Below are 13,831 nucleotides of genomic sequence, written 5' to 3' on the forward strand. Positions count from 1 at the left end.
ATGGGCAACCTGGCTTTCATTACAGGCGCATCCAGCGGCATTGGCCAGGCGCTGGCGTTGCGCTACCACCAGGCAGGCTGGCGCCTGGCGCTTTCTGCGCGGCGCACCGCTGAGATCGAAACCTGGGCGAGCAGTATGGGCCTGCCGCGCGAGTGCTACGAAGTCTATGGCGCGGATGTTGCCGACACTGACAGCATCGTGGCGGCGGGCGCTGCGTGTATCGCGAAACAAGGTGTGCCCAACGCCGTCATCGCGAATGCCGGCATCAGCGTCGGTATGGACACTGCCGATCGGCGCGACATCGACATGATGGCGCGCCTCTATGCGACCAACAACATCGGGCTGGCCGCCACCTTTCATCCGTTCGTCATGCCGATGATCCAGCAAGGGTCCGGGGTGCTTGTCGGCATTGGGAGCGTTGCCGGCATTCGTGGCCTGCCCGGTCATGCGGCTTACTGCTCGAGCAAGGCCGCCGTGATCAGTTACTGCGAGAGCTTGCGCGGCGAGCTGCGCTCCAGCGGCGTGAAGGTCGTGACGATCTGCCCTGGCTACATCGACACACCGCTTACGCGGCAGAACAAGTACTCGATGCCGTTCCTCATGAAACCCGCTGATTTCGCCGAGAGTGCTTTTCGAACCATAGAAGCAGGCGTGAGTTATCGGGTCATTCCGTGGCAGATGGGCGTGGTCGCCAAACTGATGCGCTTGCTGCCCAATGCGTTGTATGACAAGGCGCTGGCCGGGCGACCGCGCAAGCAGCGGCAGGCGCAATAAAAAAGACCCTGATCAGAGGGCCTTTCTTCGCACTTCAGGAAATTCAGTAGCCGCCGCGATTGCCGCCACCGCCGCCGCGCGGGCCGTTGCCATAGGGGCTGCGGAAACCGCCGTCGCCATCGCCACCGCCCCGGCCGCCTTCACGGCCGCCGTCCCGGCCTCCGTATCCGCCGCCGCCCTCGCGTCGGCCGCCGCCACCACCGCCGTAGCCGCCACCGCCGCCACCATATCCGCCGCCGCCGCCACCGCCGTAGCCACCACCACCGCCGTAGCCACCACCACCGCCGCCGAAACCACCGGAGCGCGGGCGCGCTTCCATCGGGCGTGCTTCATTGACGACGATGCTGCGGCCACCCAGGGACTGGCCGTTCATGCCGCTGATGGCGGCTTGCGCCTCGGGGTCAGACCCCATTTCCACGAAACCGAACCCCTTGGAGCGACCCGTGTCGCGATCCATCATCACTTTGGCGCTCGTGACAGCACCGAATTGGCCGAATGCCTGTTCCAGGTCGCTGTCGCGCACGGAATACGGCAGATTGCCCACATAAAGTTTATTGCCCATCGAAGGGAGCTCCTGGCAAAGAAAGACGGTTAACCCAAGCGATGGAGGAGTCCCGATAACGCAAACAACATGACGTGAGCGACGCGAAAACTGACCTGATCACCGCAAACCCAGCGTGAGTACTGCATGCCACGCCGGGTAATTATGAACAGATATTTTGTAGTCGTGCACAGGGGCCGGGTGGCGGACGGGTCGAGAAAACCCTTAACAAAGGGCCAAAGAAAAAGGGCCCGTAGGCCCTTTTGTTGCATTTGGTGCTGTTGGCTTAGTAGCCGCCGCGGCCACCGCCGCCGCCGTCACGACGGCCACCGCCGCCGCCACCACCATAACCACCGCCGCCACCACCGTAGCCGCCGCCGCCACCACCGCCGTAACCACCACCACCGCCGCCGCCGAAGCCGCCGGTGCGCGGACGCGCTTCCATCGGGCGGGCTTCATTGACCACGAGGCCGCGGCCACCGATTTGCTGGCCATTCATGCCTTCAATTGCTGCGCGAGCTTCTTGTTCGCTGGACATTTCGACAAAGCCGAAGCCCTTCGAGCGGCCCGTGTCACGTTCCATCATGACCTTGGCGCTGGCGACGGTGCCGTACTGGCCGAAAGCCTGTTCGAGATCGCTGTCGCGGTAGGAATAGGGCAGATTGCCCACGTAAAGTTTGTTGCCCATGTGCTGGGACTCCTGAAAAATAAAAATGCCGAAGCGGGGTGGAGTCCGAACAACAAAACGCTCAAAACCGACCAGACACCGCAAACCTGTGACGAGCGCAAGCGCACGTCACTGGCGGATTATGACGCCTAAATGGCTTTTGCGGTCAACGTGTTGTTCTGTCCAGTGCTCACGCTTCATCGCTGTAGTGCCGCCACTGCGACATCGCGTTGCGCATGATGCGCAGCTGGCGCGCGAAAACCGGGCACGCGCGGCAGGCGAAAAGATGCATGCGCAGCGCCAGCCTGTCGGCCAATGGCAGCTCGCGGTCCTCCCTGGCGACCAACAGGGCTGCTGCTTCTTTGCAGGTGCGGCGAAGGGGCGTCATGTGGTGGCGGGCTTGTTTCCAAACCAGTTCAGTTCCAGGCATTCGCGCAGCCGCAGCCGGGCGCGATGAAGTTGCACATACAAGTTCGTCTGGGTCAGGCGCAGTTCCTTACAGATTTCCTCGCTCGGCATTTCCAGCCATTCCCGCATCAGGAAGATGCGGCCCATCGCGGGGGGCAGTTTCTCCGCGCATGCCTCCAGGATGGTGAGGAACTGGCGCGAATTGAGGTCCTGTTCCGGATTACCCCAGTCGGCCGGCTGGGCGGCAAAGTGGCCGTCGCTCCTGAAGACCAGGCTATCGAGCTCTTGCGAGCCGTCACTTCCGTCATCACTCAGCGCGACCTCGCGTTGGCGCTGGCGCAGGATGTCGATGACCTTGTGCTTGAGGATGCCCACCAGCCACGTCTTGAGCTGGCTGCGGTTGGCAAAGGACTGTGGCTTGGACAGCGCGGCCAGCAAGGTCTCGGAGACCGCGTCTTCTGCCCAGGCGTCATTGCGCAGCTGCAGGCGCGCAAAGCGCAGCAGGTACAGGCGGTGTTCGGCGAGTTGGTTTTCGATGCTCATGGATGGGCTCGCGTGAGCGCGATGATGGCACAGCGCACACGTTGTGCCGTTGCTATACTCAGCCGCAGCGCCGATTTGCCCCAGCTTGCGGGCGCTCAATAAATTCAGCTAAAGACAGTCATGGCGCACCCGGCCTCGCTTCTTTAGCGACGCCGGGTTTTCTTTTTGTCACTGCCATGACTCTGGTTGCCGTTGCCCAGTCGATGACGTTCGAGGCGCCCCTTGCCTTGCGAAGTGGCGCGTCGATTCGCGGCTATTCGCTTGCGTTCGAGACGTACGGCACGCTCAATGCCGACAAGACCAACGCGGTGCTGATCTGCCATGCACTGAACGCGTCCCACCACGTCGCTGGCGTGTATGCCGACCAGCCCGGCAGTACGGGTTGGTGGGACACAATGATCGGGCCCGGCAAGCCCGTCGACACCAACCGCTTCTTCGTGATCGGCGTGAACAATCTCGGCTCGTGCTTTGGCTCCACCGGGCCAATGCATGTCAATCCGGACACGGGCAAGGTCTACGGTGCCGACTTCCCGGTGGTTACTGTAGAAGACTGGGTCAATGCCCAGGCGAAGTTGCTCGACCAGCTCGGCATCCAGACGCTGGCAGCAGTGATGGGCGGCAGCCTCGGCGGGATGCAGGCGTTGTCGTGGACGCTGCAGTATCCGCAGCGCGTCAAACACGCAGTCGTCGTTGCGAGCGCGCCCAACCTCACGGCGGAAAACATTGCCTTCAATGAAGTGGCTCGCCGCGCCATCGTGACCGACCCGGACTTTCACGGCGGCCATTTCTACGAGCACGGCGCCATACCCAAGCGCGGCCTGCGCATCGCGCGAATGATTGGCCACATCACTTACCTGTCTGACGACGTCATGAACGAGAAGTTCGGACGCCAGCTGCGCGACGGCCTGGACATCCGCTACACGACGCAGGATGTCGAGTTCCAGATCGAAAGCTATTTGCGCTATCAGGGCGACAAGTTCAGCGACTACTTCGACGCGAACACCTATCTGCTGATCACCCGCGCGCTCGACTACTTCGATCCGGCGCTGCACCAGGGCGGCAGCCTTGCCAAAGCCTTTGCACAGGTGCAGGCGAAATTCCTGCTGGTGAGCTTCACGACCGACTGGCGTTTCGCGCCCGCGCGCAGCCGTGAAATGGTCAAGGCGTTGCTCGATAACCGCCGCGACGTCAGCTACGCCGAGATCGACGCCCCGCATGGCCACGACGCATTCCTGCTCGAAGACGAGCGCTACATGGCCGTGGTGCGTGCGTATTTCGAACGCATCGCGCTGGAGGTGGCTGTATGAGCGAGCGCCTCGTCATGCAGGCTATTGCTGCACTTGTGCCGCGCGGCTCGCGCGTGCTCGACCTCGGCTGCGGGGACGGCCAGCTGCTCGACTACCTGCGGCGCGAGCGAGCCTGCTCGGGCTACGGCATCGAGATCGACGATGCCAACGTGCTTGCGTGCGTCAAACGCGGCGTGAACGTGATCCAGCTCAATCTGGACGAAGGCCTGTCGATCTTTGACGACTCGTCCTTTGATGTCGTGCTGCAGATCGACACGCTGCAGCACCTTCGCAATACCGAGAACATGCTCGTGGAGACCGCGCGGGTCGGCCGCACTGGCATCGTCGCGTTCCCGAATTTCGCGCATTTGCCCAACCGGCTTGCGGTCGCCCGTGGCCGCATGCCCGTCACCAAACGCTTGCCCTACCAGTGGTACGACACGCCGAATATTCGCGTCGGCACGTTCAAGGACTTTGAGGTGCTCGCCACCCGAAATCGCCTGCAGATCCTCGATGCGTTCGGCCTGCAGGAAGGCCGCACCGTCAAATTTATGCCGAACGCCCGCGCGGGCACTGCGGTGTTCAAGTTCGAACGCGGATAGCGAATGCGCGGCGCTGCGACGGTTCCCTTCGGCGACGCATTCAAATTCTGGCTGCGCCTGGGCTTCATCAGCTTTGGCGGTCCGGCCGGGCAGATTGCCATCATGCATCGCGAGCTTGTCGAGCAAAGGCGGTGGATCTCCGAGCAGCGCTTTTTGCACGCGTTGAACTACTGCATGTTGTTGCCGGGCCCCGAGGCGCAGCAACTCGCCACCTATATTGGCTGGTTGATGCATCGGACGTGGGGCGGCATCGTCGCAGGTGCACTGTTCGTGTTGCCGTCGCTTTTCATCCTGATCGGCCTGAGCTGGATTTACGCGGCGTATGGCCACGTGACATGGATAGCTGGCCTGTTCTATGGCATCAAGCCTGCCGTTGCGGCGCTGGTGCTGCAGGCCGTATGGCGTATCGGCAGCCGCACCTTGAAGGATCCGCGGCGCGTACCGTTGTTGTGGCTGATCGCGCTCGTGAGCTTCATGGCGATTGCCTGGCTGAACGTCCCGTTCCCGTGGGTGGTGCTGGGCGCCGCGATCGCCGGCGCGGCAGGTGGCCGATGGCTGCCCGCTCAGTTCAACGCAGGCGCGGGCCACGCTGCAGCGAAGACGAAGACAGCCGGCGAGCGATTCATCATTGACGACGACACGCCCACGCCCGGCCACGCGACGTTCAGTGCCCGCCGTCTGGCTGCGGTCATTGCGGCGGGCGCCTTGCTATGGGCGCTGCCACTGGGCGCCATCGTCGCCACACGCGGATGGGACGACACGCTCGCGCAGATGGGCTGGTTCTTCACCAAAGCCGCATTGCTCACGTTTGGTGGCGCTTACGCGGTGCTGCCGTACGTGTATCAAGGTGCCGTCGAGCACTTCCAGTGGCTGACGGCCGCGCAGATGATCGACGGCCTCGCATTGGGTGAAACCACGCCCGGCCCGCTGATCATGGTGGTCGCGTTCGTCGGGTTCATCGGTGGCTGGACGCAGCAAGTGCTCGGCCCGGACATGTTGTTTGCCGGCGCCGCCTTTGCTGCCGCGCTGGTCACCTGGTTCACGTTCCTGCCGTCGTTCCTGTTCATCCTGGCCGGCGGACCGCTGGTCGAGGCGACGCACGGCAACCTGAAATTCACGGCGCCGCTCACGGCGATCACGGCTGTAGTGGTCGGCGTGATTGCGAGTCTGGCGCTGTTTTTCTTCGTGCACATCACCTGGCGCGCCAACGGCTCGATCGACGCCATCGCGCTGGTCATTGCCGCGGCCGCCGCTGTCGCGCTACTGCGCTGGAAGGCAGGCGTGATTCCCGTCATCGTCGCGTGTGCCGTGGCCGGGCTGCTTGTACGTCTGGCCGGCTTCGGATGAGCCTGTATGCTGGTGCCCGCATCACACGGGGATCAGCCCATGAACGTTCTCATCACCGGCGGCTGTGGCTTTCTTGGCGCCCGCCTCGCTCGCACATTGCTCCAGCGCGGCACGCTCGCGCCGGGCGCAGGTCCTGCGCAGAACATCTCGACCATCACGCTTGCCGACCGGGCGCCGCCTCCTAGCGATCTCGCGGCTGATGCCCGAGTCCGCTACGTGGCCGGCGACCTCAATGCGCAGATCGCATCCGGCGCGGTGCCAGCGCGAGACACCGACGTGGTGTTCCATCTGAGCGCCGCAGTGAGCGGCGAATGCGAGGCCGATTTCGATCTCGGCATGCACAGCAACTTCGAGGCAACACACGCGCTTCTGCAGGCGTGCCGCAAGCTTGGCACCAGGCCGACATTCATCTTCGCAAGTTCACTGGCCGTGTTCGGAAAAATGCCCGGCGAACCCATGCCGGCGCTGATCGAAGATCGCACGCTGCCCACGCCGCAGTCGAGCTACGGCATCCAGAAATACATCGGCGAGCAACTGGTCGCGGATTTCGCCCGCAAGGGCTTCATTCGCGGGCGCAGCGTCCGCCTCATGACCGTCAGCGTGCGCCCCGGCAAGCCCAATGGCGCCGCGTCGGGCTTTCTCTCCGGCATGATTCGCGAGCCGCTCGCCGGGCTGAAAGCGCCCTGCCCCGTTCCGCCGGAAACGCTCGTTGCGTTGTCGTCGCCCGCGCGCACCGTCGAAGGCATCATCCGCGCTGCGGAGGTCAGCGACGCCCAATGGGGGCCTTTGCTCGGCATGAACCTGCCTTCGTTGCGCGTCACCGTCGGCGAAATGGCGCAATCGCTGGAGCGCGTTGCAGGCAAGCAGGCCGCCGGGCTGCTCGACTGGACGCCCGACGAGGCGATCCTCAAGCTCGTGCGCACCTGGCCCGGCAATGTGGCCGCCGCCCGCGCGAACGCCATGGGCCTGCAGGCCGATACCAACTTTGACGACGTGGTGCGTGACTACATCCGCGAGAACCCGCAAGCCGTGAAGCTTGCCGCCGTGAAAGCCTGAGCCGATGCCGCGCTTTGCAGCGAATCTGTCCATGCTCTATCCGGAGCTCGACTTCCTGGACCGTTTTGAAGCCGCTGCACGTGATGGCTTTCGTGGTGTCGAGTTCCTCTTTCCGTATGACTGCGCCGCGAACGAGCTCGCCGCGCGCCTGCGGGCTAACGGCCTGCAGCAGGTGCTCTTCAACGGCCCGCCCGGCGATTGGGGCAAGGGCGAGAAAGGCCTTGCCTGCCTGCCGGGCCGCGAGCGCGAATTTCGCGACGGCATTGCCCGCGCGCTGGCTTATGCCGCCGCGCTCGATTGCCCGCGCATTCACGTGATGGCGGGGTTGGTTCCAGCAGGCACCGAGCCTCGTGAGGTGCGCGGCACCTACGTCGCCAACCTTCGCGCGGCCGCCGCTGACGCAGCGAAGCAGGGCGTTGATTTGATGATCGAGCCGATCAACCCACGCGACATCCCGGGCTTTTTCCTGAATCGACAGGATGATGCTCACGCACTCATCGCGGAAATCGGCGCGGGCAACGTGAAGGTGCAGATGGATCTCTACCACTGCCAGATCGTGGAGGGCGACGTCGCCACCAGGATCCGCCGTTACCTGCCGACGGGGCGCGTGGGGCACTTCCAGATCGCGGGCGTGCCGCAGCGGCACGAGCCTGACGTCGGTGAGCTGAACTACCCGTACCTGTTCGACGTGATCGACGACGTGTCGGCGCAGTGCGGCTGGGACGGCTGGATTGGCTGCGAGTACCGGCCGGCGCGTGGCTCCCGGCCTGGTGGCACGACCGCGGGCCTTGGTTGGCTTGCGCCGTGGCGCTGAAGCGGCGTTGGCGTGGCATTCACACTCGCACAGGCCGTTCACAGCGACCTCACCATCAAGAAGAGCCGGTTCATCGGCGCAGTGCAGCCCGCCGGCGATCGGGCAGCGGCATTGCAGCTGGTTGCTCAGTTGCGTGCCGACCATCCGGCCGCAACGCACGTTTGCTGGGCGTTGCTGGCGGGCGGCCACTCAGCTGCCAACGACGACGGCGAGCCGGGCGGCACGGCTGGCAGGCCGATGCTCGAGGTGCTTCGGCGGCAGGAGCTCGACGGCGTGCTGGCCACAGTGGTGCGTTACTACGGCGGCGTCAAACTCGGCGCGGGCGGACTGGTGCGGGCGTACACAGACGCCGTGGCGCAGGCGTTGCTGGGTGCCAGCAAGGTGCCGCTGGAGAGGATGGTCGAGCTGGTATTCGACGTGCCGTATGCGCTCGAAGGAGGCGTGCGGCGCGAGCTGCAAAGCTCAGGCGCGCAACTGCTGGGTGTGGCTCATGGAGACACGGTGCAGTTCGCCATCAGCGCAAAAGAAGGAGCCGCTGACGCGCTGCGGGTGCGGCTCGGTGAAATCGCGCACGGGCTCATACGCTGGGGCCACTTGCCCGTCAGCTGAGCTGGCGGATGAACTCGGCAGCGGCCGCCGGCGCTCGTTCCTTGGCGCCGCTGATGAAAAAGGCAAATACCTCCCGCGTGGGACCCTTGCCGGCCCACGCCCGCGCACCCTGGACCCACTTGCCGATCTCAGTGGGCGCGTAGCCCGTGGGGCATCCGGCCGCTGTGCGCATGAGGCGCAGGTACGCCAGCTCACTGCCGGTATCGGTGATCGCGGGGAACTTGTCGCTGTCAGTGTGCACGGCTGTGCATCCGTAGCGGCGAGCGAGCGGCAGGAAAGCGGGATCGAGAAAACTTTCATGGCGCACGTCCAGCACATGGCGCAGCTTCATGCCCTGCGCCGCCGCCGGCAGCAACTGCAGGAAGGCTTCGAAGTCATCGCGCTCGAATCGCTTCGTCGGCATGAACTGCCACACGACAGGGCCGAGCTTGTCCCCGAGTTCGGCAATGCCGCTGTTGACGAACCGCTCGATGGATTCGCCTGCCGTTGCCAGCACTTTGCGCGTGGTCGCGAATCGATTGGCCTTGAGCGCGAACACAAATCCGTCCGGCGCTTCATTGCGCCACTTCGCAAAGGTCGAGGGTTTGAAGGTGCTGTAGTACGTGCCGTTCACCTCGATCGCCGTCAGCTGGCGGCTGGCGTAGTGCAGCTCCTTGCTGTGCGGCAGACCCTTGGGATAGAAGTTGTCGCGCCAGGGCTCGAAAGTCCAGCCGCCGATCCCGGCGCGGATGCGCGAGGCCATCCCTGCATGTGTCAGACTCATCTGCAACCGCCCACCCTTTGTGACTCGCGAAATAGGCGCACTCTAGCGCGAGCAGGCGGCTTGCGCGTAAAGTGACAGCTTCTCTCCTGACGGATTCGACAAATGAACGCTCCTGTCCACCGCGAAATGCCCGCTTGCGTGCTCGACGCCGCCGCCGCGCTCGCCCAGATCAGCCAGAAGTGGGACACCGACATCGTGCGGCAACTCACCGACTACATTGCCATCCCGGCAAAGTCGCCTGGCTTCGACAAAGACTGGGTCGCGCATGGCTATATTGAAACCGTCATGCGCAACGCGGCCACATGGGTGGAAGCGCAAAAAGTCGAAGGCCTGAAACTGGAAGTCGTCCGCCTCGAAGGCCGCACCCCGGTACTTTTTTTCGAAGTGGATGCAACGCGCACAGACAGCCGCGAAACCGTGCTGATGTACGGCCACCTCGACAAGCAGCCCGAGTTCACGGGCTGGCGCAACGACTTGGGGCCGTGGACCCCGAAATACGAAGACGGCAAGCTCTATGGCCGCGGTGGCGCCGATGATGGCTACGCGGTCTACGCGAGCATTGCCGCGATCCAGGCGCTGAAGGCGCAGAAGGTGGCGCATCCGCGAATCGTCGGCCTCGTCGAGACGTGCGAGGAATCCGGCTCGTTCGACCTGCTGCCGTACGTCGATGCATTGCGCACGCGCCTGGGCGACGTGGGCCTGGTGATCTGCCTGGATTCAGGTGCGGGCAACTACGACCAGTTGTGGCTCACCACGTCGCTGCGCGGCATGGCGAGCGGCACGCTGAAGGTGGAGATCCTCACCGAAGGCGTGCACTCGGGCGACGCGTCGGGCCTGGTGCCGTCGAGCTTCCGGATCATGCGGCAAGTGCTGGACAGGCTGGAAGACAGCAAGACCGGGCGCCTGCTGCCCGCGAGCTTTCACTGCGAAATTCCGGGCGAGCGCATGGCGCAGGCCAGGGCAACGGCCGCGATCCTCGGCGAAGAGGTCTACAAGCGCTTCCCGTGGGCGCATTACGACTGCGGCGGCTCGACGACTTTCGCGTTGCCGACCACCACCGACCCGGTCCAGGCGCTCCTGAATCGCACATGGAACCCGACCCTTTCTGTCACCGGCGCTGAAGGCTTTCCGTCGCTGCAGGACGCAGGCAATGTGCTGCGGCCCTACACGGCGTTCAAGCTGTCGCTGCGGCTGCCGCCGCTGGTGGATGCGGGCCAGGCCGTGCAGGAGCTCAAGACGCTCCTTGAAGACAACGCGCCCTATCAGGCGAAGGTGACGTTCGAAAACGGCGGAGGCGCCACGGGCTGGAATGCGCCCTCCACCGCGCCGTGGTTCCAGGGTGCGCTCGACGCTGCGTCGCAGGCACATTTCGGCGCTCCGTGCGGGTTCATTGGCCAGGGCGGCACGATCCCGCTGATGAACATGTTGAGCCAGGGTTTTCCCAAGGCGCAGATGATGGTGTGCGGTGTGCTGGGACCCAAGAGCAATGCGCACGGCCCCAACGAGTTCCTGCATGTGCCGTACGCCAAGAAGTTGACGGCAGCAGTGGCCGAAGTGATCGCCAAAATGCCCTGAGCCCGCAAATCCTGTCAAGGATTTCACAGGAATGCGGTGCCGTTCAAAGGCTCGCATTCTCTGGTCGGACAAGCTGTACCGCTGGTCAAGGTCATCGTTGCAGGCATGGCGAAGCCGGGCCATGATCGCCCGCTATGAGCAACGCCGAACCCAGCGATTCCACGCTCTCCACATTCACCGCGAGCGATGGCGACAACCTCGCCATGCAGGACTGGCCTTTGCCCGAAGGCGTGAAGATGCGCGGCGTGATCGTGCTGGTGCACGGATTGGGCGAGCATGCAGGACGCTATGACCACGTAGCCCGCCGCCTGAACGACTGGGGCTTTGCCGTACGCGGCTACGACCACTACGGCCACGGCGAATCGGGTGGCGTTCGCGGCGCCATTTCAACCGATACGCGCCTGGTTGACGACCTGGCCGATGTCATCGACAGCACGCGGCTGCGCATGGAAGATGGCACGCCGATCATCGTTCTGGGCCACAGCATGGGGGGCCTCGTGGCGGCCTGTTTTGCTGCCTCCCCCCAGGCCAGGATCAATGCCCTGGTGCTCTCATCGCCGGTCTTCGATGCCGGCCTCTCGCGCTTCCAGAGGTTTCTGGTCTCGGTGCTGCCGCGTATCGCGCCGAACCTCACGGTAGGCAATGGGCTGGACGCCAACTACATTTCGCACGATCGCTCAGTGGTCGAGGCGTACAAGGCCGATCCGCGTGTTCATGCGCGCATCTCTGCGCGGCTGGCCGAATTCATTGCGACCGGCGGGCCGAAGGTCATTGCGCGCGCTGGCGAGTGGAAGGTGCCCACGCTGCTGATGTACGCAGGGCAGGACAAACTGGTCAACCCGGCTGGAAGCCGGGCATTTGTCGAGCGCGCGCCGCCCGGCGTGGTGACAACGCGCTGCTTTGACCAGCTCTTTCACGAAATCTTCAACGAGCCGGACAACGAGCAGGTGTTCGCCACGCTCAAGCACTGGCTGGACGAGCGGTTCTGAAGTGCAGCCACACCAGGCCCGCAGCCGTCAGGGCCACGGGAGCCAGCGAGCCGTAGTTCAGCAAAGTCCAGCCTTGTGTCGTCACCAGCACGCCTGATGCGAGCGAGCTGACAGCCAGGGTCGCGAAGACAGCGAAGTTGAGCGCACCCTGAGCCCTGTCCTTTTCTTGCGGACCATACGCCGAGAGCGACAGCGTCGTGGCACCGGTAAACAGGAAATTCCAGCCGACACCCAACAGGAAGAGGGCGATGGTGAACTGGTGCAGCTCCACACCCGACAGGGCGACGACGATACAGCCCAGGTTGAGCAGCACGCCGGTGAACATCACCGGCAAGGGCCCGAATCGCTTGATCAGATGGCCGGTGAAAAAGCCCGGCGCGAACATGCCGATGGCATGCCACTGCAACACGAACGCAGCGTCAGAGAACGGCAGTGAACACTGCTGCATGGCAATGGGAGTTGCGGCCATCAGCAAATTCATGACGCCGAAGCCGAGCGCACCCGCACCCGCTGCAACGATGAAGACCGGCTGCCGCATGATTTCAGACAACGGGCGACCCGATGCGGTCACGCTGCGTGGGGCGGGCGGCGGAAACTCGATGAAGGCAATGAGGGCCAGCGAAACGAGCGCGACGAGGGCAAGCGCGAGATACGCGCCAGCAAAGGGCGCAGGCAATATGTCGCGTGTGCGTGCCGCGAGGTTCGGGCCGATCACCGCGCCGAGCAAGCCGCCTGCCATCACAAGTGAGACTGCCTTTTCGCGCGCCTGCGGCGACGCGAGCTCAGCGGCCGCGAAGCGATACAGGCTGGCATTGGCGTTGTAGTAGCCGGCCACCACGGTGGACAGGCACAGCAGCCAGAACTGGTGACTCAGGGCCGACCACGCGCACACGAGCGTGGACACCAGCGCCAGGACGAGCCCGAGCTGAAAGGAGCGCTTGCGACCCCATCGCGCTTGCGTGCGCGCCACCATGTTCGTTGAAAGCGCGCCGCCGACCACATAGCCCATGACTGGCAGCGTCGCCATCCAGCCCAGCGGCGCGAGCGACAGGCCCACAAGGCCGTTGATCGCAATGAACACGACGTTGTTGGTGAGAAACAGGCCTTGGCAAATGGCCAGCAGCCACAGGTTGCGGTTCATCGGAATTCCACAGTGAGCGCGGCGAGCAAGGCCAGCGAAGCGGTCTCTGCGCGCAATACGCGAGACCCGAGTGTGATGGCTGCGAAGCCGTTGGCAAGTGCCTCGCTTTCCTCGGCTGCGGACAGGCCGCCTTCAGGCCCTGAGAGCGCAAGTACGGCATCCGCGCCGCGCGCGTGGGCCCCCAGGGGTGTACTACCAGGCGCCAGCGACATCACCACATTGACCGGCAAGTCGCGAGGCGCGATGACCCAGCGCGAGAACTCGGCAACCGGATGCACGATCGGGACACGGTTGCGCCCGCATTGCTCGCATGCTGCCACGGCAATAGCCTGCCAGTGCGCCTGCTTCTTCGCGGCCCTGTCGCCCGCCAGGCGCAGCACGGTGCGCTGCGTGAGCAGCGGCTGAATACTCGCGACACCCAGCTCGGTAGCCTTTTCGACCAGCCAGTCCATGCGCTCGTTCGCCGGCATCCCGGCTGCCAGGTGCACGGCGCGCGGGGCCTCGCGCTCGATAGCATGGTGTGCACCCACCTGCACGCGCACGTCGCTGCGGCCCATGCGCTCGACGACGGCGTCGTACTCGCCGCCTTCGCCATCGAAGAGGGTGATGGCTGCACCCGGCTGGAGCCTGAGCACCTGCACATGGCGCGCCGCGCCGTCGGGCAAGTCGATCAGGTCGCCTTCGCGCAGGGGGTGAAGGCAATGAAAGCGCGGCAT

At 64.4% G+C, this 13,831-nt stretch carries 16 protein-coding genes; 9 read left to right on the top strand and 7 right to left on the bottom strand.

The window, feature by feature from the left end; translation table 11 throughout:
- The gene (locus GHT07_RS06410; protein ID WP_153584318.1) at positions 1–774 is read left to right on the top strand and encodes an SDR family oxidoreductase; all 774 of its coding nucleotides are present in this window, start codon (positions 1–3) and stop codon (positions 772–774) included.
- Positions 775–817: 43 nt separating this feature from the next.
- Here GHT07_RS06410 and GHT07_RS06415 read toward each other — a convergent pair whose 3' ends face one another.
- From GHT07_RS06415 to GHT07_RS06430, 4 genes are all read right to left on the bottom strand, one after another.
- The gene (locus tag GHT07_RS06415) at positions 818–1,336 is read right to left on the bottom strand and encodes an RNA recognition motif domain-containing protein (RefSeq protein ID WP_153584230.1); all 519 of its coding nucleotides are present in this window, start codon (positions 1,334–1,336) and stop codon (positions 818–820) included.
- Between the two features lie 265 nt (positions 1,337–1,601).
- Entirely contained in the window at positions 1,602–2,003 is a 402-nt protein-coding gene (locus GHT07_RS06420) for an RNA recognition motif domain-containing protein (protein WP_153584231.1), read from the bottom strand.
- A gap of 169 nt (positions 2,004–2,172) precedes the next feature.
- Positions 2,173–2,370 carry a zf-HC2 domain-containing protein gene (locus GHT07_RS06425; protein WP_153584232.1) on the bottom strand — a complete coding sequence of 66 codons (198 nt, stop codon included), beginning with the start codon at positions 2,368–2,370 and terminating at the stop codon, positions 2,173–2,175.
- The gene (locus tag GHT07_RS06430) at positions 2,367–2,933 is read right to left on the bottom strand and encodes a sigma-70 family RNA polymerase sigma factor (protein ID WP_153584233.1); all 567 of its coding nucleotides are present in this window, start codon (positions 2,931–2,933) and stop codon (positions 2,367–2,369) included. Before GHT07_RS06430 ends, GHT07_RS06425 begins: the two co-directional genes overlap by 4 nt.
- 176 nt (positions 2,934–3,109) lie before the next feature.
- Between GHT07_RS06430 and metX the strand changes: the two genes are divergently transcribed.
- From metX to GHT07_RS06460, 6 genes are read left to right on the top strand one after another with little or no spacing between them, the layout of a single operon-like run.
- Positions 3,110–4,240: a homoserine O-succinyltransferase MetX gene (gene metX, locus GHT07_RS06435; RefSeq protein WP_153584234.1), complete on the top strand. Its 1,131-nt coding sequence runs from the start codon at positions 3,110–3,112 to the stop codon at positions 4,238–4,240.
- Positions 4,237–4,821 (top strand): methionine biosynthesis protein MetW, encoded by a 585-nt coding sequence (gene metW, locus GHT07_RS06440; protein ID WP_153584235.1) that lies wholly within the window; start codon positions 4,237–4,239, stop codon positions 4,819–4,821. Before metX ends, metW begins: the two co-directional genes overlap by 4 nt.
- Before the next feature lie 3 nt (positions 4,822–4,824).
- Positions 4,825–6,168, top strand: coding sequence for a chromate efflux transporter (chrA, locus tag GHT07_RS06445; protein ID WP_153584236.1), 1,344 nt, complete (start codon positions 4,825–4,827; stop codon positions 6,166–6,168).
- 39 nt (positions 6,169–6,207) lie between these two features.
- Positions 6,208–7,224, top strand: coding sequence for a D-erythronate dehydrogenase (gene denD, locus GHT07_RS06450; RefSeq protein WP_194792854.1), 1,017 nt, complete (start codon positions 6,208–6,210; stop codon positions 7,222–7,224).
- Positions 7,225–7,228: 4 nt separating this feature from the next.
- Positions 7,229–8,038 carry a 2-oxo-tetronate isomerase gene (gene otnI, locus GHT07_RS06455; RefSeq protein WP_153584238.1) on the top strand — a complete coding sequence of 270 codons (810 nt, stop codon included), beginning with the start codon at positions 7,229–7,231 and terminating at the stop codon, positions 8,036–8,038.
- A 12-nt stretch (positions 8,039–8,050) separates the two neighbouring features.
- Complete coding sequence (locus GHT07_RS06460) at positions 8,051–8,647, top strand: IMPACT family protein (RefSeq protein ID WP_323740821.1); 597 nt, start codon at positions 8,051–8,053, stop codon at positions 8,645–8,647.
- On the opposite strand, the gene GHT07_RS06465 is transcribed toward GHT07_RS06460, so the two are convergent.
- The gene (locus tag GHT07_RS06465; RefSeq protein ID WP_153584239.1) at positions 8,640–9,389 is read right to left on the bottom strand and encodes a DUF72 domain-containing protein; all 750 of its coding nucleotides are present in this window, start codon (positions 9,387–9,389) and stop codon (positions 8,640–8,642) included. The two genes, GHT07_RS06460 and GHT07_RS06465, sit on opposite strands and share 8 nt — an antisense overlap.
- Before the next feature lie 123 nt (positions 9,390–9,512).
- Here GHT07_RS06465 and GHT07_RS06470 point away from each other — a divergent pair, with 123 nt between their 5' ends.
- A complete protein-coding gene (locus GHT07_RS06470; protein ID WP_153584240.1) occupies positions 9,513–10,985 on the top strand; it encodes a M20 family metallopeptidase in 1,473 nt (490 codons plus the stop codon).
- Between the two features lie 134 nt (positions 10,986–11,119).
- Positions 11,120–11,974: an alpha/beta hydrolase gene (locus GHT07_RS06475; RefSeq protein ID WP_153584241.1), complete on the top strand. Its 855-nt coding sequence runs from the start codon at positions 11,120–11,122 to the stop codon at positions 11,972–11,974.
- On the opposite strand, the gene GHT07_RS06480 is transcribed toward GHT07_RS06475, so the two are convergent.
- Positions 11,946–13,115: an MFS transporter gene (locus GHT07_RS06480; protein WP_153584242.1), complete on the bottom strand. Its 1,170-nt coding sequence runs from the start codon at positions 13,113–13,115 to the stop codon at positions 11,946–11,948. The two genes, GHT07_RS06475 and GHT07_RS06480, sit on opposite strands and share 29 nt — an antisense overlap.
- Positions 13,112–13,831: a 16S rRNA (uracil(1498)-N(3))-methyltransferase gene (locus tag GHT07_RS06485; protein WP_153584243.1), complete on the bottom strand. Its 720-nt coding sequence runs from the start codon at positions 13,829–13,831 to the stop codon at positions 13,112–13,114. Before GHT07_RS06485 ends, GHT07_RS06480 begins: the two co-directional genes overlap by 4 nt.

Source organism: Caenimonas koreensis DSM 17982, assembly GCF_009646335.1.
Taxonomy (GTDB): domain Bacteria; phylum Pseudomonadota; class Gammaproteobacteria; order Burkholderiales; family Burkholderiaceae_C; genus Ramlibacter; species Ramlibacter koreensis.

Bases quoted from the DNA above. Each gene is read 5' to 3' on its own strand.
- metW (WP_153584235.1), top strand. From the start codon at position 4,237: ATGAGCGAGCGCCTCGTCATGCAGGCTATTGCTGCACTTGTGCCGCGC.
- GHT07_RS06410 (WP_153584318.1), top strand. From the start codon at position 1: ATGGGCAACCTGGCTTTCATTACAGGCGCATCCAGCGGCATTGGCCAG.
- GHT07_RS06475 (WP_153584241.1), top strand. From the start codon at position 11,120: ATGAGCAACGCCGAACCCAGCGATTCCACGCTCTCCACATTCACCGCG.
- GHT07_RS06480 (WP_153584242.1), bottom strand. From the start codon at position 13,115: ATGAACCGCAACCTGTGGCTGCTGGCCATTTGCCAAGGCCTGTTTCTC.
- GHT07_RS06465 (WP_153584239.1), bottom strand. From the start codon at position 9,389: ATGGCCTCGCGCATCCGCGCCGGGATCGGCGGCTGGACTTTCGAGCCC.
- GHT07_RS06420 (WP_153584231.1), bottom strand. From the start codon at position 2,003: ATGGGCAACAAACTTTACGTGGGCAATCTGCCCTATTCCTACCGCGAC.
- chrA (WP_153584236.1), top strand. From the start codon at position 4,825: ATGCGCGGCGCTGCGACGGTTCCCTTCGGCGACGCATTCAAATTCTGG.
- GHT07_RS06425 (WP_153584232.1), bottom strand. From the start codon at position 2,370: ATGACGCCCCTTCGCCGCACCTGCAAAGAAGCAGCAGCCCTGTTGGTC.
- GHT07_RS06485 (WP_153584243.1), bottom strand. From the start codon at position 13,831: ATGCCGCGCTTTCATTGCCTTCACCCCCTGCGCGAAGGCGACCTGATC.
- GHT07_RS06415 (WP_153584230.1), bottom strand. From the start codon at position 1,336: ATGGGCAATAAACTTTATGTGGGCAATCTGCCGTATTCCGTGCGCGAC.
- otnI (WP_153584238.1), top strand. From the start codon at position 7,229: ATGCCGCGCTTTGCAGCGAATCTGTCCATGCTCTATCCGGAGCTCGAC.
- GHT07_RS06430 (WP_153584233.1), bottom strand. From the start codon at position 2,933: ATGAGCATCGAAAACCAACTCGCCGAACACCGCCTGTACCTGCTGCGC.
- denD (WP_194792854.1), top strand. From the start codon at position 6,208: ATGAACGTTCTCATCACCGGCGGCTGTGGCTTTCTTGGCGCCCGCCTC.
- metX (WP_153584234.1), top strand. From the start codon at position 3,110: ATGACTCTGGTTGCCGTTGCCCAGTCGATGACGTTCGAGGCGCCCCTT.
- GHT07_RS06470 (WP_153584240.1), top strand. From the start codon at position 9,513: ATGAACGCTCCTGTCCACCGCGAAATGCCCGCTTGCGTGCTCGACGCC.